The sequence below is a fragment of the Hartmannibacter diazotrophicus genome, assembly GCF_900231165.1.
Lineage (GTDB): Bacteria > Pseudomonadota > Alphaproteobacteria > Rhizobiales > Pleomorphomonadaceae > Hartmannibacter > Hartmannibacter diazotrophicus.
This window is the reverse complement of sequence record NZ_LT960614.1, coordinates 321,017-339,982: the sequence shown is the minus strand read 5'-3', so window position 1 is coordinate 339,982 and position 18,966 is coordinate 321,017. Positions and strand designations below refer to the sequence as shown.

Sequence of the window (18,966 nt, the reverse complement as noted above, 5' to 3'; positions counted from 1 at the left end):
GTCCGAAAGGACCGGGGGGAAGGGAATCCAGAAGGAGGTCCGGAATTCTGTGTTTGTTTCTGGATCCCCTTCCCTCGCCATTCGTCGAATGGCTCGCCGGGGATGACACCGTATGAAAGAGGGGCCTCCGAGCCGATCCGTCCAATCTGCGTTATTCTTCAGTGAACCGGCGGCGGCGTAGCGGCTTCGACCTCAAGATCAAGGAAGGCCATCGCCTCGATTAGAAGCTGCTCCAGATCGTCCGGCTCGACCGGTGCCTTCATGATCGTCGCCTGATGGCGCACCAGCATGGTGAGCAGCGGCACGACGGCGGGTTCGAGCTTGTGGCCGCGCGCCTCAAGCACATTCTCCAGCGACGCCCGGCCGGAATGCTTGCCGACGACGATCTTGTGGCGGCGCCCCAGGAGACCGGGGTCCAGCCCTTCGTAGGTGGAGCGCTCCTTCAGCAAGGCGGCGACGTGAATGCCGGATTCATGGGTGAAGACATCGCTGCCGACGATCGCCTTGCCGGCGGGAACGGGCCGGCCCGAGGCTCGGGCGACCCGCTCGGCGAGCGGCGTCAACTGCTTGAAGGCGATGCCGGTTTGAATGCCATCGAGACGCTGCAGCGCCACGGCCATTTCCTCCAGCGCGGCATTGCCGGCCCGCTCGCCGATACCGCCGACCGTCACCGAGATGTGACGGGCCCCCGCCCTGACGGCGGCAAGGCTGTTGGCCGTGGCAAGACCGAGATCGTCATGACCATGGAATTCGATAGCCAGACCGGAGGCGGAGACGACCCTCTCCACCATTGTCATGGTCGAGAAGGGATCGAGAATGCCGACGGTGTCGGCAAGGCGCAGGCGGAAAGCGCCGGCCTGCGCAACTGTCTCGGCCACGCGGGCGAGATGATCGAGATCGGCCCGCGAGGCATCCTCGCCGCCGACCGCGACCTCAAAGCCGCTGTCGAGCGCCATCGGGACAAGCCGGCGAATGCGGGCGAGCGCCTCGTTCCGATCGATGCCGAGCTTGGCCGCCAACATGCCGTCGGACATCGGGATCGAGAGGTTGACGGCCCCCGCCCCGGTGAAGCGCGCGGCCTGGAGATCGGCCTCCGACATGCGGCACCAGGCAAGGATGCGGCTGTCGAGTTTCAGGCCCGCGATCAGGCGGATCGCTTCCACCTCCTCCTCGCCCATGGCCGGGGTGCCGGCCTCGATTTCCGGAACGCCCGCCAGCGACAGGGCGTCGGCGATGGCGATCTTCTCGTCGAGCGAAAAGGCGACGCCCGGCGCCTGCTCGCCGTCGCGCAGGGTGGTGTCGTTGAGATGGACGAAGGGCGTTGTCATGGATTTGGACCCGATGATTGCAGGGAGCCGGCGCCCGTTCCCGAGCGCCGGCCTTCCTCGTTCACGCGTAGACCGGCTTGAACTCGGCCGGGGCCTCGCCCGCGCCCTGCCAGAAGGGCGAGAGCTGGCGCAGTTGCTCGATGATCGGCGGCATGGCGTCCAGCACCCGGTCGACATCCTCGTCGACATTGTCGCGGGAGAAGGAAAACCGCGTCGCGCCATGGGCGGCCGTGTAGGGAATGTTCATCGCACGCAGCACATGGCTCGGCTCCAGCGAGCCGGAGGTGCAGGCCGAGCCTGACGATGCCGCGATCCCGGCCCGATTGAGCAGCAGGAGGATCGCCTCGCCCTCGATATATTCGCAGGCGATGTTGCAGGTGTTCGGCAGGCGGTTGTCGACATCGCCGGTGATGAAGGTGTTGGGAATGCGCTGAAGCAGGCCCTTTTCCAGCCGGTCGCGGAGCGCCTTCACCCGCGTCTGCTCCTCCTCCATGTGGAGGGCCGCAAGCTCGGCCGCCTTGCCAAGGCCGACGATGCCGGGCGTGTTCTCCGTGCCGCCGCGCCGGCCGCGTTCCTGCTGGCCGCCCTTGATCTGCGAGCGGAAGCGCACGCCGCGCTTGACGTAGAGCGCACCGATGCCCTTCGGCCCATGCAGCTTGTGGCCGGAGAGCGAGAGCATGTCGATGGCGGTCGACTTCAGGTCCACCGGCACCTTGCCGACAGCCTGCACCGCATCGGTGTGGAACAGCGCGCCGACGGCCTTGGCCTCCTCGGCGAGTTCGGCAACGGGGAAGATCGTGCCGGTCTCGTTGTTGGCCCACATGATCGAAGCGATGGCGACCTTGGGGCTCAAGGCGGCGCTGTAGGCGTCGCGGTCGAGCCGGCCCTTCGCGTCCACCGGAATGATGTGAACCTTGATGCCGCGCGTCTTTTCCAGATGGGCGCAGAGCGACAGGATCGCCGGATGTTCCACCGACGAGGTGATGATCTCGTCGCGGTCCGGGTTGGCCTCGAGCGCGGAGAGAATGGAGGCGTTGTCGCTTTCCGTGCCGCCCGACGTGAAGACGATCTCGTGATCGAATTCCGCGCCGATCAGCGACTGCAGCGACTTCCTCGCGGCCTTGACCGCGCCGCCGACATCGGCCCCGAAAGCGTGCATGGACGAGGGATTGCCGAACTGCTCGGTGAAGAAGGGCAGCATGGCCGCCACGACCTCGGCGTCGACCCGGGTGGTGGCGTTGTTGTCGAGATAGACGGGGTTCATTGATCCACCCTCCTTCAAACCGGAACGACCTTGAGCGGCAGGCCAAGCTTTTCGATGAGGCGTTCCTTGACGCCGGAGAGCGTGACGGAGGCCATCTGGCAGCCGACGCAGGCGCCGGAGAGCTTCACCGACACGACGTCGCCCTCGACATCGACGAGTTCGCAGTCGCCGCCGTCGGCGTGCAGATACGGCCGGATCTCCTCGATGGCCGTCTCGATCGCCTTGATCTTCTGCAGCATGGTCATCTTCGGCTTGGCCGGTGGGATCGGCGACAGGCTGATCGGCTGGGAAACCGCCGCCTTCTGGCCCATCAGCTTGTCGACATCGGTGCGCGCCTGGCGCAGTTCCCTCGGCTGGGCCTTGGCCTTCATGGCGCGCGGATCGACCGCGCCGACCTGGTAAGCCGCCTCCGCCGCGATCACGCCCTCGTCGACCATCGCCGCGTTGACGCGGGCGAGCGTCTCCTCGATGGCCTCGAAGCAGGTGAGGCAGCCGCCGCCAGCCTTGGTGTAGAAGGTGACCTGCTCGGGCGTCGTCAGCTTGTTGGTGCGCACGGCGCGCTCGATGACCCCCTCGTCGACGCCGAAGCACTTGCAGACGAGGGCGCCTTCCTCGTGATCGTCTTCCCATTCCTCACCGCGGTAGTTGGCGACCGCCGCCTGCAGGGCCTCGTAGCCCATGACGGAGCAGTGCATCTTTTCCGGCGGCAGCCCGCCGAGGAAGTCGGCGATATCCTGGTTGGTGAGCGCGAGGGCTTGCGTGATCGTCTTGCCGATCACGATCTCGGTCAGCGCCGAGGACGAGGCGATGGCCGAGCCGCAGCCGAAGGTCTGGAAGCGCGCCTCCTCGATGACCTCCGTCTCAGGGTTCACCTTCAGCATCAGCTTCAGGGCGTCGCCGCAGGAAATCGCGCCGACCTCGCCGACCGCGTTGGCTTCCGTCAGGACGCCCGCGTTCTTGGGGTTGAAGAAGTAGTCCTTGACCTTGTCGGTGTAGTCCCACATGGCGTGTGCCTTTCGCAAAATTGAGTGCCGGCAAGTTTGCGGGCATGAACGGGGGCGAGCGTCCTCTAGAGTGTCGTGGGGAATGTCAGGCCGAGTACGATGCTCTCAAGTCCTTGGGTGAGCATCGGATTGGTCCGAAAACCGGTTCCCACTTTTCGGTCCGATGCTCTAGGAGAAAGACTTGCCGCAGGAGCAGCTCGACGTGGCGTTCGGGTTTTCGAAGACGAAGCCGGAGGTCTCCAGGCCGGTGACGAAATCGACGGTCATGCCGGCGACATGCGGCTGGGATTCATTGTCGATGAAGAGCTTCACACCGCCCTGGTCGACGACCATGTCGCCGTCCCGCTCGGTGGTCTCCAGGCCCATCAGATACTTGTAGCCGGCGCAGCCGCCGGTCTGGACCATGATGCGTAGGCCCTCGGCCGGCTCGGCGGCCTGGGCAAGCGCCGTCTTGACGGCGGTCACGGCATTTTCGGTAAGCTGGATCATGGCATCGGCCCTCCTCAGTAATCGTGAGAAGGGATATTGCAGGCGGCGTGCCACGTATTAATTCATTGATTTGACAATTATTTTCCGGAATGTCGCTTTGTGCCGAATCCGACAACGTGCGGAACACGACAAGGGTCCTGACATAAAAAGGCCGCCCGTGGCGGCCTTCAGTCCGTTCTGCGGCCTAGTCCTTGCGGACCAGCCGCGCTCACATCCTCATGCGCTCTTGTCCTCATGCGCTCAGGGGCACTTCACGCTTCATCTGGGCGATACGGCTCATGCCATCTTCCTCGCCGAAGCATTCGGCGAAGTCCGTGCACACGTTGCAGCTTGGCGCCGTGCAGAGGACGAAGCCCTCCTTTTCGCAAAGAACCCGGTAGAAGTATTTCTTCCAGCGCATGTTCTGCGTGTTGCCGGCGTAGAGCGACGGAAAATGGATACTGAGAAGCCGGCTAAGTTCCTTACGGTCAAAGAGACCCAGATCCTGCCAGAGATGATCGTCGCGCATCGCGCGGCGGGCGATGATCGCGGCAAAGAAGCGAGAAACCTTCGAGCCCGGCAGGGCGTGCTCGATCAGCAGATCGCGCAGCAGCTGCTCCTCCATCTCGACCTGCGGTTCGGACGCCTCGGCGACCCTGAACTCCGCGCGGCGCATCAGCGGGAACCAGCGATTGAGAACATCGATCAGATCGCCCGGTCCGAGGCCCAGGGCTTCCGTGACGGCGACATTGCCCTCTTCCGCCTCGGCGAGGGCGTTCGCCAGAGCGCAGCCGAGAACATGGATGTCGAAGGCGTCGTAGTCGTTGCGCGGCGGCCATTGCCCGGCTCTGAGGCATGCATAGTGGTAGGCAAACATAATCGGGCCTCCTCTTTGTTGTCGGGAAAGCGACACGCGTGCGCGCTCTTTCCGGATCAGAGCATGAGGAGGCAATGAGCGTGCCGTCAGCGAAATATTACGTACTTATCCTCACAAGTCCCGTCAACTTGCCGAAAGCGCAGAGTTGCCGAAAATTTATTACAGAAATAATTCTGGCGTCATACATTAATATTTTCAAAACCACAACGTATGCGAGCTTATACATAAGTACAAATCCGAGAAAGTCTCATGTTTACGCAAATTAAAATATGAGAACTCCAAATTCACTCCGAAACGAGAACTCATACTATCCTTGATCTTTGTCCGATCGAAAAACGATTGTGGAAAGATCGCTCCTGGGGGCCTCTATGAACGTGCATTCGGTGAAATTCAAAATCGTTGCCCTATCGGCTGTCTGTGTCGCGACCGTTTCTGTCGCCTTCGTCGGATACGGGCTCTACTCGAGCACGGAAACCTCGGCCTACGTGACGGAAAACGTCCAGCATCTTCTGGATCAGTCGGCTCAGCAGTCGCTTGCCCGGCTGGCGTCCACCCAGGCCGGGGTTATTCGCGCGGAAGTGGATTCGGCGTTGGATGCCGCCCGGACCATGGCACGCAGCCTTGAGGTCATTGCCGCACCGGAGAACAATCTGGGTTCGCCTCTCGCAGACAGGCGCGCGCAACTGAACGCCATCCTGCTCGGCGTGCTGAAGGACAACCCGCGCTTCAACGGGACCTACAGCGCCTGGATGCCCAATGCGCTCGACGGCTTCGACTTGAACTATCACGGGAAGGCAGATGTCGGCTCGGACGCAACCGGCCGCGCCCTGCCCTACTGGACACGGGATGCCCACGGCAAAATCGCCATCCAGCCTCTGGTCGAATATGACAGCCACGAGGCGCACCCGAACGGCGTTATGAAGGGCGGCTGGTTTATCGGCCCGCAGACGACGGGTCGCGAAAGCATTCTTGCCCCTCTGCCCTATGTCGTGCAGGGCAAACATGTCTATCTGGCCACCATGTCGGTGCCGATCGCCGTGAACGGCAAGTTCCTTGGCGTTGCCGGCGCCGACTTCGATCTCTCCTTCGTGCAGACGCTTGCCGAACAGGTGAACCAGACCGTCTACGAGGGCGCTGGCAGCCTTGCGATCGTTTCGAATGACGGGCTCGTCGTCGCCTCGTCGTCCAATCCGGAAGCCATTGGCGGTTCGGTTTCCGCCATCTCCAGCGATGCGGCCGGGGACGAAAAAATTCTTGCGGGGGGCAAACCCGTCATTCGCGTCGACGAAGCCAACGACACGCTCCAGGTCTTCTCCCCGATTCCACTCGGGCGGACGGATGCCACCTGGTCGGTCATCGTGACCGTCCCCCGCTCGGTTGTCATGGCCGATGCGGAAAGCCTCGCAACGGCCCTTGCCGAACGCGGACGCAACGACGCCTTTTGGCAACTCGTCGTCGCAGCCGTCATCACTGCTGCCGCGGTCATCGGCATGGGTCTGCTGGCCCACAGCATTTCCAGCCCGATCGCCAAATTGACCGAGGCCCTGCGCCGGCTTGCCGGTGGCGAGCGGCTGGCGGAAATCTCGGGTGCGAAGCGCCGCGACGAGATCGGCGACATTGCCCGCGCGGTCGATCAGATCCGTATCGGCACGGAGGCCGAAGCCGAACGCAAGGCCGCGGCCGACATCGCCGCCCGTCAGGAGCAGGAAGCCTTGCGACGGAGCACAATGCTGCGCCTTGCGGACGAATTCGAGAGCGCGATGGGCGACGTCGTAAGCGGAGTGGTGCGCGCGTCGGTCCAATTGAAGGCTGCCTCCGGCACCATGTCGTCGGCCACGAACGAGGTCGCGACACAGTCGAACGCCGCTGCGAGCGCATCCAACGAGGCCTCGGCCAATGTCCAGACGGTCGCGTCTGCGGCCGAAGAACTGGCCGCCTCCATCGGCGAGATCAAGCGGCAGGTCGATGAATCCGCGCGCATCGCCGGGCGGGCCGCCACCGACGCTGAACTCACCGCCAGCAAGGTGCGGGAACTTTCCGGTGCGGCCAACAAGATCGGCGATGTCGTCGACCTGATCGACAACATCGCCAGCCAGACCAACCTGCTCGCGCTCAACGCCACGATCGAGGCCGCGCGCGCCGGCGAGGCCGGCAAGGGCTTCGCGGTGGTGGCTTCCGAAGTCAAGCAACTCGCCGAACAGACATCGAAGGCGACCTCGGAGATCGCCGCGCAAATCGGCGAAATTCAGGAATCGACGCAGGAGTCGGCCGCATCCATCGTCGCCATCACACGGGTGATCGACCAGATCAATGAGGTCGCGGCGGCCATCGCTTCTGCGGTCGACCAACAGGGCGCGGCAACAAATGAGATCGCGCACAATGTGGCGCAGGCATCCCAGGGCACGCAGCAGGTGTCGGAAAACATCTTCGGCATCAACAACGCCGCCGCGGAGACCACGTCCGCAGCCACACAGGTTGAGTCTTCGGCCAACGAACTTTCGTCTCAGTCGGAAACCCTGCGCACCGTCATGGACCGTTTCCTGCGGACAGTGCGGGCAGCATAGCCCTGCCGAAAGGCCGACGACCGACGCACAAGGAGTTCCGGCATTTCGCATGCCGGAACTCTCATTTCAGCTCAGCGACGGGCCGTGTCGGGAACGGTCAGGCCGCAATCCTGTCGGCGGCGACGTGGGTCTGGCAGTTCTTCGGACAGACCCGGGCACAGGCGCCGCAGCCGATGCAGGCGCCCGAATTGTCGACGACCATGATCATGCGGTTGAGTTCGCCGTCGAAGTCGTCGTCCTCGCCTTCGATCACCTTGCCGAGAATTTCCCCCTCGTCGTCGACGCCGTGGAGATGCATCACGTCGCGCGAGCAGACCTTGTAGCAACGGCCGCAGCCGATGCAGGTCTCCCCGTCGATGACCGTGAGGTATTCCGGTATCCAGGCCGAGCCGTCCCTCGTCGCAAAGCTCATGATACCGCCTCCAAGGCTTTCAGCTCCTTGCGGGCCTTCTCCAGCTTGTCGAAGGCCTCGTGCGTCGCCTCGGCGACCTCCATGATGGTGGTCCAGTTGACCGGCAGGTCTTCCGCCAGATCGTGCAGGTTCATCTTGGCGTTGGTGGCCCGGGCCGAGAGCTTCTTCAGTTCGGCCTTGAGCGCCTCAATGTCGGACATGGGACAATCTCCTCGGGAATGGTCCGCTCAGGCGTCGGCGACTTCGGGGTAGGTCTCGATCCACTTGACAGCCTCGGCGACGAGCTTCTCGCCGGCCTCGCCAAGCTTTTCGAGATTTTCAAAGCCGAAGCGGTGGATATCGCGCAGCGTCTTGGCAAGGACAACGAGGCGGCCGGTGGTGAGCAGCATGCGGCCGAAGCCCTCGTGGCTCATCTTCATCATCGGCGAGGCCATCTTGCCGGTCACTCGCTCGATATCCAGGCCGACGGCGGCGTAAAACTTCTCGACCCGCCACATGATGTCCGGGTCCGGATCGCCGATGATCGGGATCTCGCGGCGCTGCTCCTTCGTCACGATGAAGTCCTTGAGCAGGTTCTCGTCCGACCGGCTTTCCCAGGAGCCGTAGCTGTCCTCGGCGCGCATCAGCCGCACAAGCGTCTTGACGAAGGGGCTGTCGAGCCCGACGGGCTTGTCCAGGGTTTCGGTGGTCATTGTGATGTCTCCGGGTTCGTCGGGTTCAATCGTCCTCGAAATCGGGCTTGGCCGAGAGCACGCCGGCCTCGGCCAGCACCTTGCGCAGCCAGGGCGGCGGGGCGCCGTTCAGCATGGTGCGCGTGCGCTCCAGCGCCTCCTCGATGGTCGAGGGCTGTGGCACCTTGATGGGGTGGATCTTCGCCGAGACGACCTTGGCCGCCGACGGCCCGCCAATCGCGAGGCAGAAGAGCAGATGGCAGCCCTTCAGCGCCTCAACCTTCGGCGCGATGCGGTCGTCGCCATCGGTCTTGTGGGCGCCGGACTCATCGGAGATGTCGTCGAAGGCCAGAGCCTCGACAAAGGTCCAGCCCTCCTTCGTCACGTCGTAGACGGCAAAGCGGGAGGCGGAGCCGAAATGGGCGTTGAGGCCCTTCATGTCGCGCGTCGCGATGGCAACGCGGACGGCTCCGGCGGGACGCTCGGGCTTGTCCATCTCGTCAGTGGTGACCAGTTGCAGACGCCTGACCGCGGTCATGGTCTTTCTCCCTCATGAGGAATGGATTGAGCTCGTCCGGCGTTGCCTGATGCTGCACGGACTGGAAGATGTTCGCCGCCTCGAAGATGAGGTTGCGGGTGCCCTCGTAGAGAACTGTGAGGCGATGCTGGCTGCCGAGCCTGTCGAAGACGGGGAAGCCGACCCGCATCAGCGGAATGCCGAGCCGGTCCGATGCCTGCCGCCCGTGGCTGTGGGTCACGAGCAGATCGGCGCCCCGGGCGAGTTCCTCGAAGTCACCGAGATCGCCGACCTGCACCGTCTCGCAGGGCACATGCTCCAGGATCTTGGAGTGCCCCGTCGTGGTGACGGCGGCCTGAATTTCGGCGCCCATGCCGAGGAAGAAGGTCGACATCTGGTAGAGAAGGTCCGGCTCGGCCGCGATCGCGACCTTCTTGCCGCCGAAGTGGAAATGCCCATCAAGCAGGGAATCCTGCGCCTGCGCGCGGCGGCGGCGGATCTTCGCCGGCACCGGCCGGCCGGACAGCTCGGAGAGCATCATGACGAAACGGTCGACGGCTTTCAGCCCCGTCAGTTGGCGGAAGAGCGAGTACTCAACGCCCGTCAGGTCCTGAAGCCGCGCTGCCGGGGCGCGCATATGCTCGCCAATGGCGATCGTGTGGAGCGCATCGCCGAGATTGCGGATATCCTCGATGGACGTTCCGCCATAGGTGGTGGGGATCCAGCGATCCGGCACGGTTCCATCCAGCGCGCCGGAAATGTCGGGCAGGATCACCGGCTCAAGGCCGAAGGCCTCCACCGTCTCGCGGATCGCCTCGATATCGGCGACCGTCAGATGCCAGCCGGGCAGGATGTTGACGCGCCGCGTTTCGACGGACCGGGCGGGAGCGCGATCCGCGATCCCCTCGATCATCGCCGTCACGGCCTTGGTCCAGCCCTCCTCGATGGCGCCCTCGAAGTCGGGCGTCTGGGCGAGCACCACCTCGGTGCCGGCAAGCTCGTCGGTCCGGCGCGCCTTGATCGTCTTGAGATCGCTGACGAAATCCTCGCCGCGCGTTTCGACGAGGGCCGTCGTCGCAATGCCGATGAACTTCGGCTTGGCGCGGTTCTTGAGATTCAGGATCGCCTCTTCCAGGTGATCCGCTCCGCCGAGCACGGTGGCGACCTCGTCCATGGCCGTCGTCTGCAGCGGGATGGTTTCCTTGAAATGACGCACGAAGAGCACGAGCGCGAAGGAGGTGCAGCCCTGGCTGCCATGAAACAGCGGCACCGCGCCGTCGACACCGAGATAGGCGAAGGCGGCACCCAGCGGCTGCGAGGATTTCAGCGGATTGACCGCCGCGAACTTGGTCTGGGGAAGAACGATCGCCATGATTACTTCTCCCTCAGCACTCGGCCAGATCGTCGGCGGTGGTCTCGACGAATTTCTTGCGGGTATGAGCGACGAAATCGACGTCTATCGCATCGATATTTGTATCCCGCATGCATTCGTTATCGTCCCATGGCGCAGCACGACGAACCTCCGACCAGATGGGATTGTGGATCGCGATGTCGATCTGGCGGACGAGTTCCACCATGCCGTCGTAGCCGGCATAGGGGTGGTGGCGCTCCTGGTTGATATCGAGCCAGGGCATCTTGGCCTTCAGCGCGATGAACTGGGTCCGCCCGCCGGAGAGCATGATGTCGGCTCGGTTCTCGGCGAGCATCGCGTAGAGGTCGCGCGGGGCCATGGCGTCGAAGGCGTGCTTTTCGTCCTTCAGGAGTTGCTTGATGCGCTCCTTGTCCTCCACCGTCGACTTCTTGGTAGAGGTGCCGACGATCTCGAGGCCGACTTCCTGCAACGCCGAGACGACCGACCAGGATTTTACCCCGCCGGTGTTGAGCAGCACGCGCTTGCCTTCCAGACGCGGACGGAAGGCGGCGAGCTTCTGCCAGACGATTGCCTCTTCCTCGGCGATCAGCGCCTCGGTGCGGTCGAGCAGCGCCGGATCGGCGCCCTGCTGCACCAGCAGTTTCGCAAGCTGGCGCAACGCATCGGAGGTGTCGGAGACGCCATAGAAAGAGCCCTCGAAGAAGGGAATGCCCCAGCGTTCTTCCATCTTGCGGGCAAGATTGATGAGGGCCGTCGAGCAGACCATCATCGTGGCCTTGGCCGTATGAGCCGCCGCGACGTCGAGGTAGCGGGCATCGCCCGGCACGCAGGCGCGCACGCGCATGCCGAGTTTTTCCAGAAGCGGCTTCACCATCCAGAACTCGCCGGAAAGGTTGAATTCGCCGAGGATGTTGATGTCCATTGGGCCGACATCGTCCGGCTCGTGGGTGCCGATGACATGGTCGAGCAGCGCCTCGCCGGCGAGCTTGTTGCCGAGGTTCTTGGAGCCGACGAAGCCCGGCGCATTCACGGGCACGACCGGCAGGCCGAAGCGCTCCGTGGCGCGGCGGCAGACCGCCCCGATGTCGTCGCCGATCAGGGCCGTGACGCAGGTGGAGTAGACGAAGATGGCTGGCGGCGCATGGCGCTCGGCGATCTCGCGCACCGCCTTGAAGAGCTTCTTCTCGCCCTGCCCCATCACCACGTCGAGTTCGGTGAGGTCGGTGGTGAAGCTAATGCGCCAGAGATCGGAGCCCGAGGAGCCGGCCCCCCGATTGTCCCAGCTGTTGCCCTCGCAGGCGAGCGGGGCATGGATGAGATGGGCGACGTCCGTGATCGGCTGGAGGACGATCTTGGCGCCGTCGAAGGCGCAGCCGCCGGCAGCAGCCCCTGGCGTCAACGGCTTGGAGCAGCCCTTCTTGCGCGCCTTGGCATCCTTGCCCTGGTTCTTGTCGCAGGCCGGCTCGTTGAAGACATCCTGGATCTTGGCTTGCAGCGACATGGATCACCTCCCGGAACGGACGCGGCGCGGGTTCGGGAGGTATTGAGCAAGCGCTATGCCATAGGATTTTCCAAGCCAATTCAATTCATTACAGAAACGGCATCAAGCCTGACCGGACCATGTCGGACAGTCGCGACAGCGATTGTCGCAAATGCGACGCGGGCGATACCGGCTCAAAAATCCTCGTGCGGCGAGCGGAAACTCAGCCGCCCGACAAGATCGAGGGCGATGCGCAAGCCGGCGCCCGTCGCCTCGGCCATTTGCGGCAGGACCATCCATTCCAGTGTCCAGGCCGCGCCGGAACGCTCGTTCTCGTGCACGAGCGCCTGCATCAGCGTGCCCGACAGGCCGGCGTTGAAGCGCGCGAGCGTGACGAGCAGTTCGGCTGAGACAGGGTTCGTCTTGTGCGGCATCGCGGACGACCCGCCGCCGCCTGCAACGGCGATCTCGCCGACCTCGTTCTGCGCGCCGAGCGCCACATCCTGGCCGAACTTGCCGAGCGAGCCGGACATCAGCGCCAGAAGGGCAGCGAACTCGCCGAGGCCGTCGCGTTCCGTCTGCCACGGCGGCGAAGGCTCCAGTCCGAGCATGCCGGCAAGTCCGGAGGCGATTTCGTCGCCCTTGCCCTTGAACGAGGAGCGATTGCCGACCGGCCCGCCGAGCTGAAGGCAGAGAAGGCGCAGCTTCATCTCGTCGAGCCGCCGGCGGTGGCGGATCAGCGGCGCCGTCCAGCTCCGAATCCGGTCAGCGGCCGAAAAAGGCAGCGCCTTCTGCATGCGGGTATGGGCCATCTGCGCCGTTTGTCCGCTGCGGGCGTCGAGTGCATCCAAGGCTGCGCGGAGGTTATCGAGGCGGGCTTCCAGGAGAGCAACAAGCTCTTTCAGGCGCAGCACAAGGCTGGTGTCGATGACATCCTGGCTGGTCGCGCCAAGATGCACGGCGGACGAATGCGGTTCGCCGACCGCCTTGCGCAACTGCTTGACCAGCGCCGGAACGACGACCCCATCGCGGACGACGCCCGCGCGCAGGTCGTCCCAATCCGGCTCGAAAGCGCCGCAGACCTCACCGATCCGCCGAGCCGCAGCCATTTCGATCAACCCGGCCTTTGCTTCCACGTCGGCCAGTGCCGCCTCGAAGCGGAGCATGGCAACGAGGTCGGCCTCGTCGGCGAAAAGCGCCGCGATCTCGGCATCGCCGGTCAGGGATTGCAGCAGCGGAAGAGAGGACGCAGAGTTCATCGGGCGGTCATACAGGCGAATGATTAAACATCACCCTATCATACCCGCTCCAGCGCCACCGCGATCCCCTGCCCGACGCCGATGCACATGGTCGCAAGCGCCCGCTTCTTGCCCGTCAGCGACAGCTCAAGCGCCGCCGTGCCGGCAATTCGCGCGCCGGACATGCCGAGCGGATGGCCAAGGGCGATGGCGCCGCCGTTCGGATTGACGTGGTCGGCGTCCTCCGGAATGCCCAGCTGGCGAAGAACCGCGATGCCTTGGCTGGCGAAGGCCTCGTTGAGTTCGATGACGTCGAAATCGGAAGGCGAAAGGTCGAGCCGCTCGCAGAGCTTCTGCGTCGCCGGTGCCGGACCGATACCCATGATGCGCGGGGGAACGCCGGCCGCCGCACCGCCGACGACGCGGGCAATCGGCGTCAGGCCGTGCCTTTTTGCCGCCGCTTCCGAAGCGATGATGAGCGCAGCCGCGCCGTCGTTGACGCCGGAGGCATTGCCCGCCGTCACCGTGCCACCCTGACGGAAGGGCGTCGGCAGCCTGGCGAGCGTTTCCATCGTCGTGTCGGCGCGCGGATGCTCGTCCCTTTCGACAACGACCGGGTCGCCCTTGCGGCGCGGGATCGTCACGGCCACGATTTCCTTTGCAAGGCGGCCGTTCGCCTGAGCGGCGGCGGCCTTTTGCTGAGACCGCCAGGCGAAGGCGTCCTGGTCGGCGCGGGAGACTTCAAAATCCTCGGCGACGTTCTCGCCGGTTTCCGGCATGGAATCGACGCCATACTGCTTCTTCATCAGAGGATTGACGAAGCGCCAGCCGATGGTCGTGTCGTGAACTTCGGCGGCGCGGGAATAGGCGGTCTCCGCCTTCGGCATCACGAAGGGCGCGCGCGACATGCTTTCGACGCCGCCGGCAATGACGAGGTCCACCTCACCGGCCTTGATTGCGCGGGCGGCGGTAATGACCGCATCCATGCCCGAGCCGCAAAGCCGGTTGATGGTCGTGCCCGAAACGGAAACCGGCAGGCCGGCGAGGAGCAGCGCCATGCGCGCGACATTGCGGTTGTCCTCGCCAGCCTGGTTGGCGCAGCCGAAGATCACGTCGTCCACGACCTCGAAATCCAGCGACGGGTGGCGCTCCATCAGCGCCTTCAGCGGAATGGCGCCGAGATCGTCGGCCCGGACGGGAGCCAGCGCGCCGCCGAAGCGGCCGATGGGCGTGCGCGCATAGGCGCAGATGAAGGCCTCGGCCATCCTATTGCCCCTTCTTCGCGCCGCCGTGGGCCGCTTTTGTGCGGGCCTGGAGGTCGCGCAGCGTCTCAAGCTCCAGATCGCTTGGTGGAGGGGTTTCCTCCACCGCATCGGCGTAGCGAACCTTCCAGCCGCAGGTCTCCTCCACCATCTGCCGCGTGGCACCTGGATGGATCGAAACGACGGTGAATTCCTTTGTCTCGGGATCGGGCTTCCAGACCGCCAGATCGGTGACGAGTAGGGTCGGCCCCTTGGTCGTCAGGCCGAGTTCCTCGCGGTGGCGGCCGCCGCGGCCATGACCGAAGGAGGTGAAGAAGTCGATCGTCTCGACCATCGAACGGGGCGCCTGCTTCAGGGTGATGAAGATCTCGCCGCAGGAGGTGGCGATCTCCGGTGCACCGCCGCCGCCCGGAAGCCGCACCTTCGGCTTGTCATAGGGCCCGATGACCGTGGTGTTGATGTTGCCGAAGCGGTCGAGCTGCGCCGCGCTGAGGAAGCCGATCTTGATGCGCCCGCCCTGCAGCCAGTAGCGGAACATCTCCGGCACCGAGACGGTGGTGAGCGCCGTCGCGCAGAGTTCGCCGTCGCCGATGGAGAGCGGCAGCACGTCCGGCTGGGTGCCGATGGTGCCGCTTTCGTAGATCAGCGTGATGTCGGGCGCATGGGTCAGGCGGGCAACATTACAGGCCGCGGACGGGGCGCCGATGCCGACGAAGCAGACGTCGTCGTTCTTCAGGGCGCGCGCGGCGGCGATGGTCATCATCTCGGTCGCAGTGAAATCCGTCATGTCAGAGATCCTTCACGCGCTCGGCAAAGATGTCCGGCCCGACATCGAGGACATTCGCCTTCATCCACGCCGTGAAGAGCTCGCGGTCGTTGGAGACCTTGTCCCATTCCAGATAGGCGGCGTTGTCGCGTGCGTAGTAGCCATGCGTATAGGAGGGATGGGCACCGCCCTTGACGACCGAGACGGCGGTCACCGTCCAGTGCGGCAGGACGCAGAGGTTCGGATGGATGCCGGCGAAGTCGTCCACGACCTCCTCGACCGTGACCACGACGCGCTTTGCCGCCAGCGCCACCTCCTTCTGCACGCCGACGATGCCCTCGATCAGGATGTCGCCGCGCTTCGACGCCTTCTGGGCGTGGATGAAGGCAATGTCCGGCCGGTGCGCCGGGACGGCGGCGAGTTCCTCGCCGGTGAAGGGGCAGGTGACCGACCTGATCAGCGGATTGACGTCCTTCAGGCCGGCGCCCTTGTAGCCGCGAAAGATCGCGCAGGGCAGGCCTGCCGCGCCCGCCTCGTAGGCGTTGGCCATGGCGGCGTGGCTATGCTCGATGGTTTCGATCGGACGCGGCCAGGCATTCTCGATGGCATCGCGCATGCGGCGCAGGAGGCCAACGCCCGGATTGCCGGCATAGGAGAAGATCACCGTCTTCGCCATCCCCATGCCGATCATCTGGTCGTAGACGATGTCCGGCGTCATGCGGATCAGCGTCAGATCCTTCACGCCCTGCCGGATCGCCTCATGGGCAGCCGCATGCGGAATGAGGTGGGTAAAGCCCTCGAAGGCGACCGTGTAGCCGTCATGAAGGTTCTCCGCGACCGCGTCATGGAGGGAGAGGAATTTTGCCATGTTCTGGTCTCTGCCAAATCCTATTTGCCGGCATTGCCGGCCGTTCACCCGATCAAGGTCTCAGATATCGAAGAACACCGTCTCGCCGTCGCCCTGCAGCCGGATGTCGTGGCGGTAGACCGCCATGCCGTTGTCCTCGCCATCGCGCTCGGCGATCAGCGTTGCACGCCGGAAGAGGCCGACCCTTGCCAGCACCGGGTCGGCATTGTTGGCGGCCGTCTCGTCGGAGAAATAGATGCGGCTATGGAGCGCGATGTTGATGCCGCGCGCCGCGATCCAGAGGCTCGCGTGGGGCGCCATCGGCTGGCCGTCCTTCCACGGAACCCGGCCGGGCTTGATCGTCTCGAAGCGATAGGCGCCGGTCCTGGGGTCGGCCGGCTGGCGGCCCCAGCCGGAAAAGGCCGGATCGGCCGTTCCCCGGCGCTCGTGATCGGCGTTGTAAAGGCCATTGGCGTCCGCCTGCCAGAGTTCCAGAAGGGCATCGCGCACCGGTTGGCCGGCGCCGTCGTAGACATGGCCGGTGATGACGATCCGCTCGCCCTTCGTCTCCGCCGTGACCATCGAAGCCCCAAGATCGGCGGGATAGATGCCCGGGATGCCGCAGAAATTCGGCATTGTGCCGATGTGGACGTAGGGGCCGGCCGTCTGCGAGGGCGTTTCCTTCAGACGATGAAACTGCTGCACCATCTCAGTTGCCCTCCATCCGGTTCTCGAACATGGTCGAGCGCCGGCCGCGCAGCACGATATCGAACTTATACGCCAGCGCGTCGTGCGGCAGCGTCGCCTCGCGGTCCAGCTTGGCAATGAGCGTCTCGATCGCCTCGCGCTTCTGGATCGCGTTGACGATCGGACAGTCCCAGATCATCGGATCGCCCTCGAAATAGATCTGCGAGATCAGCCGCTGGGCAAAGGCGTGACCGAAAATCGAGAAATGGATATGGGCAGGGCGCCAGTCGTTGACGCCATTCGGCCAGGGATAGGCGCCGGGCTTGATCGTGCGGAACCAGAAGCGCCCCTCCTCGTCGGTCACGGTCCGGCCACAACCGCCAAAGTTCGGATCGAGCGGCGCAAGATAGGTCTCTTTCTTGTGGCGATAGCGCCCGGCGGCATTGGCCTGCCAGATCTCGATCAGCGTGCCGGGAACCGGCCGGGCGTCCTCGTCCATGACCCGCCCGTAGAGGATCATCCGCTGGCCGATGGGATCGCCGCTGGAGGCGAAGTTGGCAATGAGATCGTTGTCGAGCGGGCCGAGGCCCACGTGGCCGAAGCGCGGACCGGTCATTTCCGAGACGGTGTTCTCCAGGCTGATGAGCGCCTGCTTCGGCGAACGCAGGATGGAGGTCTTGTAGTCGGGCGTATAGCCCGGCGGGTGCCAGGCACGGTCACGCTGGTAGTAGCTTCCCAAGGTCGTCATTGTCCTCTCCCGACGTCCCGCCCGTTGCGGCATCCGCCTTTGCGGCCGCCCCCACACGCTCGTCTCAAGCCTTGTCGGCCTCTTCGGTCTTCATGTCCTTGAGCGTCTTGTTCACGATCTTGAAGGCCCGGTTGGCGGCCGGCACGCCGGCGTAGATCGCCACATGCATCAGCGCCTCCCGGATATCCTCCGGCGTTGCACCGGTGTTGGCGGTGGCGCGCACATGCATGGCCACTTCCTCGTCGTGCCCCAGCGCCGCCAGAAGCGCGATCGTCACCATCGAGCGCTCCCGCTTCGTCCACCCCGGCCGCGACCAGACACCGCCCCATGCGCTTTCGGTGATGAAGGTCTGGAAGTCCTCGTCAAGCGGCGTCATGCGCGCGCTCGCCGCGTCGACATAGGTGTCGCCCAGCACGGCCCGGCGGGTCTTCATGCCCGTCTCAAAGCGTTCGCGTCTGTCAGCCAAGGCCGCACTCCTCAAGAAAGGCCCCGATCCGGGCCGAAAGCTCCGCCGGCACCTCCAGCGGAGGCAGGTGCCCGGCGCCATCGATGATTTCGAACCGCGCGCCGGGAATGAGCGAGGCCGTTTCCCGCACCAGGTCCGGCGGGGTGGACAGGTCCTCGGACCCGGCGATGCAGAGCGTCGGCACCACAATCGCTGCGGCGGATGCCCGATAGTCCGCATCGCGGATGGCCCGGCAGGCATCGACGTAGCCGTCCGCCGGCATGCGGGCCAGCATGGTCGTCCAGCCGGCGACGTCGACAGGCCGGCGCGTCCGGAAGTCCTCGCCGAACCAGCGCGCGACAACGGTATCGGCGATCGACAAAAGACCGCCGGTCTCGATCGCTCCGATCCGCGCATTCCAGGCCTCGGCCGTCCCGATCTTCGCCGCCGTGTCGCAGAGGACCATCGCCTGAAGGCGGCCACCGAAGCGCCCCGCGATGTCCTGCGCGATCAAGCCGCCGACCGAAAGGCCGACGATCGCGAAATTGCCGATCCCGAGATGGTCAACCAAGCCGATCAGATCGTCGGCATGGTCGGCAATCGTCGACGGCCCAGCCTTCTGCGACGAAAGACCGTGGCCGCGCTTGTCATAGCATACGACCCGGTATCGGCCCGAAAGAACGCCTGCGACCTCGTCCCAGATGCGCAAGTCGCAACCGAGAGAATTGGCGAGCACGACCACCGGTCCGTCCTGCGGCCCGTCGATCCGGTGGTGCAAAATGAGATCGTTGACCGAAGCAAAGGGCATGATCGATCCGTCGCGCAGCCTTTCGTCGCTGGCCGGGCAGGCCATTTGTCTGCTGCGGGCGTGCCCGACCCGGCAAGTCTCGTCATGCCGTCCCATGACGACAGGATGCGATGCATCACCGAGCCGCACAAATCCCGCAACGGGGATCTAGAACGGCATTATCCTTTATGTAAAATGATAATTTCAGACCTTTAGATAACTTGAGAGT

20 protein-coding genes are annotated in these 18,966 nt (G+C 64.6%); 1 reads left to right on the top strand and 19 read right to left on the bottom strand.

Features of this window, described 5'->3' with window-relative positions:
• Positions 1-158 precede the first annotated feature (158 nt).
• From nifV to HDIA_RS01540, 5 genes are all read right to left on the bottom strand, one after another.
• Positions 159-1,328, bottom strand: coding sequence for a homocitrate synthase (nifV, locus tag HDIA_RS01560; protein WP_099553738.1), 1,170 nt, complete (start codon positions 1,326-1,328; stop codon positions 159-161).
• A gap of 61 nt (positions 1,329-1,389) precedes the next feature.
• Positions 1,390-2,592 (bottom strand): cysteine desulfurase NifS, encoded by a 1,203-nt coding sequence (nifS, locus tag HDIA_RS01555; protein WP_099553736.1) that lies wholly within the window; start codon positions 2,590-2,592, stop codon positions 1,390-1,392.
• A gap of 14 nt (positions 2,593-2,606) precedes the next feature.
• Positions 2,607-3,596 (bottom strand): Fe-S cluster assembly protein NifU, encoded by a 990-nt coding sequence (gene nifU, locus HDIA_RS01550; RefSeq protein ID WP_099553734.1) that lies wholly within the window; start codon positions 3,594-3,596, stop codon positions 2,607-2,609.
• Positions 3,597-3,764: 168 nt separating this feature from the next.
• Positions 3,765-4,085, bottom strand: a complete 321-nt coding sequence (locus HDIA_RS01545; protein ID WP_099553732.1) for a HesB/IscA family protein — start codon at positions 4,083-4,085, stop codon at positions 3,765-3,767.
• Between the two features lie 232 nt (positions 4,086-4,317).
• A complete protein-coding gene (locus HDIA_RS01540) occupies positions 4,318-4,941 on the bottom strand; it encodes a nitrogen fixation protein NifQ (protein WP_099553730.1) in 624 nt (207 codons plus the stop codon).
• A gap of 368 nt (positions 4,942-5,309) precedes the next feature.
• Here HDIA_RS01540 and HDIA_RS01535 point away from each other — a divergent pair, with 368 nt between their 5' ends.
• Positions 5,310-7,505, top strand: a complete 2,196-nt coding sequence (locus HDIA_RS01535) for a methyl-accepting chemotaxis protein (RefSeq protein WP_099553728.1) — start codon at positions 5,310-5,312, stop codon at positions 7,503-7,505.
• 97 nt (positions 7,506-7,602) lie between these two features.
• Here the strand turns inward: HDIA_RS01535 and fdxB are convergent, their stop codons facing one another.
• From fdxB to pcaD, 14 genes are all read right to left on the bottom strand, one after another.
• Complete coding sequence (fdxB, locus tag HDIA_RS01530; protein ID WP_099553726.1) at positions 7,603-7,917, bottom strand: ferredoxin III, nif-specific; 315 nt, start codon at positions 7,915-7,917, stop codon at positions 7,603-7,605.
• Complete coding sequence (locus tag HDIA_RS01525) at positions 7,914-8,117, bottom strand: CCE_0567 family metalloprotein (RefSeq protein WP_099553724.1); 204 nt, start codon at positions 8,115-8,117, stop codon at positions 7,914-7,916. Before HDIA_RS01525 ends, fdxB begins: the two co-directional genes overlap by 4 nt.
• 27 nt (positions 8,118-8,144) lie before the next feature.
• Positions 8,145-8,609: a NifX-associated nitrogen fixation protein gene (locus tag HDIA_RS01520; protein WP_099553723.1), complete on the bottom strand. Its 465-nt coding sequence runs from the start codon at positions 8,607-8,609 to the stop codon at positions 8,145-8,147.
• Between the two features lie 25 nt (positions 8,610-8,634).
• On the bottom strand, positions 8,635-9,126 hold the full coding sequence (gene nifX / locus HDIA_RS01515) for a nitrogen fixation protein NifX (protein WP_099553721.1): 492 nt from the start codon (positions 9,124-9,126) through the stop codon (positions 8,635-8,637).
• Complete coding sequence (gene nifN / locus HDIA_RS01510) at positions 9,089-10,477, bottom strand: nitrogenase iron-molybdenum cofactor biosynthesis protein NifN (protein ID WP_099553719.1); 1,389 nt, start codon at positions 10,475-10,477, stop codon at positions 9,089-9,091. The genes nifX and nifN overlap by 38 nt, the downstream gene beginning before the upstream one ends.
• A 13-nt stretch (positions 10,478-10,490) precedes the next feature.
• Positions 10,491-11,978: a nitrogenase iron-molybdenum cofactor biosynthesis protein NifE gene (nifE, locus tag HDIA_RS01505; protein WP_099553717.1), complete on the bottom strand. Its 1,488-nt coding sequence runs from the start codon at positions 11,976-11,978 to the stop codon at positions 10,491-10,493.
• 173 nt (positions 11,979-12,151) lie between these two features.
• Entirely contained in the window at positions 12,152-13,216 is a 1,065-nt protein-coding gene (locus HDIA_RS01500; protein WP_099553715.1) for a 3-carboxy-cis,cis-muconate cycloisomerase, read from the bottom strand.
• A 38-nt stretch (positions 13,217-13,254) separates the two neighbouring features.
• On the bottom strand, positions 13,255-14,460 hold the full coding sequence (pcaF, locus tag HDIA_RS01495) for a 3-oxoadipyl-CoA thiolase (protein WP_099553713.1): 1,206 nt from the start codon (positions 14,458-14,460) through the stop codon (positions 13,255-13,257).
• Position 14,461: 1 nt separating this feature from the next.
• The gene (locus HDIA_RS01490) at positions 14,462-15,244 is read right to left on the bottom strand and encodes a CoA-transferase subunit beta (protein WP_099553710.1); all 783 of its coding nucleotides are present in this window, start codon (positions 15,242-15,244) and stop codon (positions 14,462-14,464) included.
• A gap of 1 nt (position 15,245) precedes the next feature.
• Complete coding sequence (locus tag HDIA_RS01485; protein WP_099553708.1) at positions 15,246-16,091, bottom strand: CoA transferase subunit A; 846 nt, start codon at positions 16,089-16,091, stop codon at positions 15,246-15,248.
• A 60-nt stretch (positions 16,092-16,151) separates the two neighbouring features.
• Positions 16,152-16,778: a protocatechuate 3,4-dioxygenase subunit alpha gene (pcaG, locus tag HDIA_RS01480; protein WP_099553707.1), complete on the bottom strand. Its 627-nt coding sequence runs from the start codon at positions 16,776-16,778 to the stop codon at positions 16,152-16,154.
• A 1-nt stretch (position 16,779) separates the two neighbouring features.
• A complete protein-coding gene (pcaH, locus tag HDIA_RS01475) occupies positions 16,780-17,505 on the bottom strand; it encodes a protocatechuate 3,4-dioxygenase subunit beta (protein ID WP_099553704.1) in 726 nt (241 codons plus the stop codon).
• A 64-nt stretch (positions 17,506-17,569) separates the two neighbouring features.
• Positions 17,570-17,971, bottom strand: a complete 402-nt coding sequence (gene pcaC / locus HDIA_RS01470; RefSeq protein WP_281259979.1) for a 4-carboxymuconolactone decarboxylase — start codon at positions 17,969-17,971, stop codon at positions 17,570-17,572.
• Positions 17,964-18,758, bottom strand: a complete 795-nt coding sequence (pcaD, locus tag HDIA_RS01465) for a 3-oxoadipate enol-lactonase (protein WP_099558646.1) — start codon at positions 18,756-18,758, stop codon at positions 17,964-17,966. Before pcaD ends, pcaC begins: the two co-directional genes overlap by 8 nt.
• Positions 18,759-18,966: the final 208 nt, after the last annotated feature.

Bases quoted from the DNA above. Each gene is read 5' to 3' on its own strand.
- nifV (WP_099553738.1), bottom strand. From the start codon at position 1,328: ATGACAACGCCCTTCGTCCATCTCAACGACACCACCCTGCGCGACGGC.
- nifS (WP_099553736.1), bottom strand. From the start codon at position 2,592: ATGAACCCCGTCTATCTCGACAACAACGCCACCACCCGGGTCGACGCC.
- nifU (WP_099553734.1), bottom strand. From the start codon at position 3,596: ATGTGGGACTACACCGACAAGGTCAAGGACTACTTCTTCAACCCCAAG.
- HDIA_RS01545 (WP_099553732.1), bottom strand. From the start codon at position 4,085: ATGATCCAGCTTACCGAAAATGCCGTGACCGCCGTCAAGACGGCGCTT.
- HDIA_RS01540 (WP_099553730.1), bottom strand. From the start codon at position 4,941: ATGTTTGCCTACCACTATGCATGCCTCAGAGCCGGGCAATGGCCGCCG.
- HDIA_RS01535 (WP_099553728.1), top strand. From the start codon at position 5,310: ATGAACGTGCATTCGGTGAAATTCAAAATCGTTGCCCTATCGGCTGTC.
- fdxB (WP_099553726.1), bottom strand. From the start codon at position 7,917: ATGAGCTTTGCGACGAGGGACGGCTCGGCCTGGATACCGGAATACCTC.
- HDIA_RS01525 (WP_099553724.1), bottom strand. From the start codon at position 8,117: ATGTCCGACATTGAGGCGCTCAAGGCCGAACTGAAGAAGCTCTCGGCC.
- HDIA_RS01520 (WP_099553723.1), bottom strand. From the start codon at position 8,609: ATGACCACCGAAACCCTGGACAAGCCCGTCGGGCTCGACAGCCCCTTC.
- nifX (WP_099553721.1), bottom strand. From the start codon at position 9,126: ATGACCGCGGTCAGGCGTCTGCAACTGGTCACCACTGACGAGATGGAC.
- nifN (WP_099553719.1), bottom strand. From the start codon at position 10,477: ATGGCGATCGTTCTTCCCCAGACCAAGTTCGCGGCGGTCAATCCGCTG.
- nifE (WP_099553717.1), bottom strand. From the start codon at position 11,978: ATGTCGCTGCAAGCCAAGATCCAGGATGTCTTCAACGAGCCGGCCTGC.
- HDIA_RS01500 (WP_099553715.1), bottom strand. From the start codon at position 13,216: ATGAACTCTGCGTCCTCTCTTCCGCTGCTGCAATCCCTGACCGGCGAT.
- pcaF (WP_099553713.1), bottom strand. From the start codon at position 14,460: ATGGCCGAGGCCTTCATCTGCGCCTATGCGCGCACGCCCATCGGCCGC.
- HDIA_RS01490 (WP_099553710.1), bottom strand. From the start codon at position 15,244: ATGACGGATTTCACTGCGACCGAGATGATGACCATCGCCGCCGCGCGC.
- HDIA_RS01485 (WP_099553708.1), bottom strand. From the start codon at position 16,091: ATGGCAAAATTCCTCTCCCTCCATGACGCGGTCGCGGAGAACCTTCAT.
- pcaG (WP_099553707.1), bottom strand. From the start codon at position 16,778: ATGGTGCAGCAGTTTCATCGTCTGAAGGAAACGCCCTCGCAGACGGCC.
- pcaH (WP_099553704.1), bottom strand. From the start codon at position 17,505: ATGACGACCTTGGGAAGCTACTACCAGCGTGACCGTGCCTGGCACCCG.
- pcaD (WP_099558646.1), bottom strand. From the start codon at position 18,758: ATGCCCTTTGCTTCGGTCAACGATCTCATTTTGCACCACCGGATCGAC.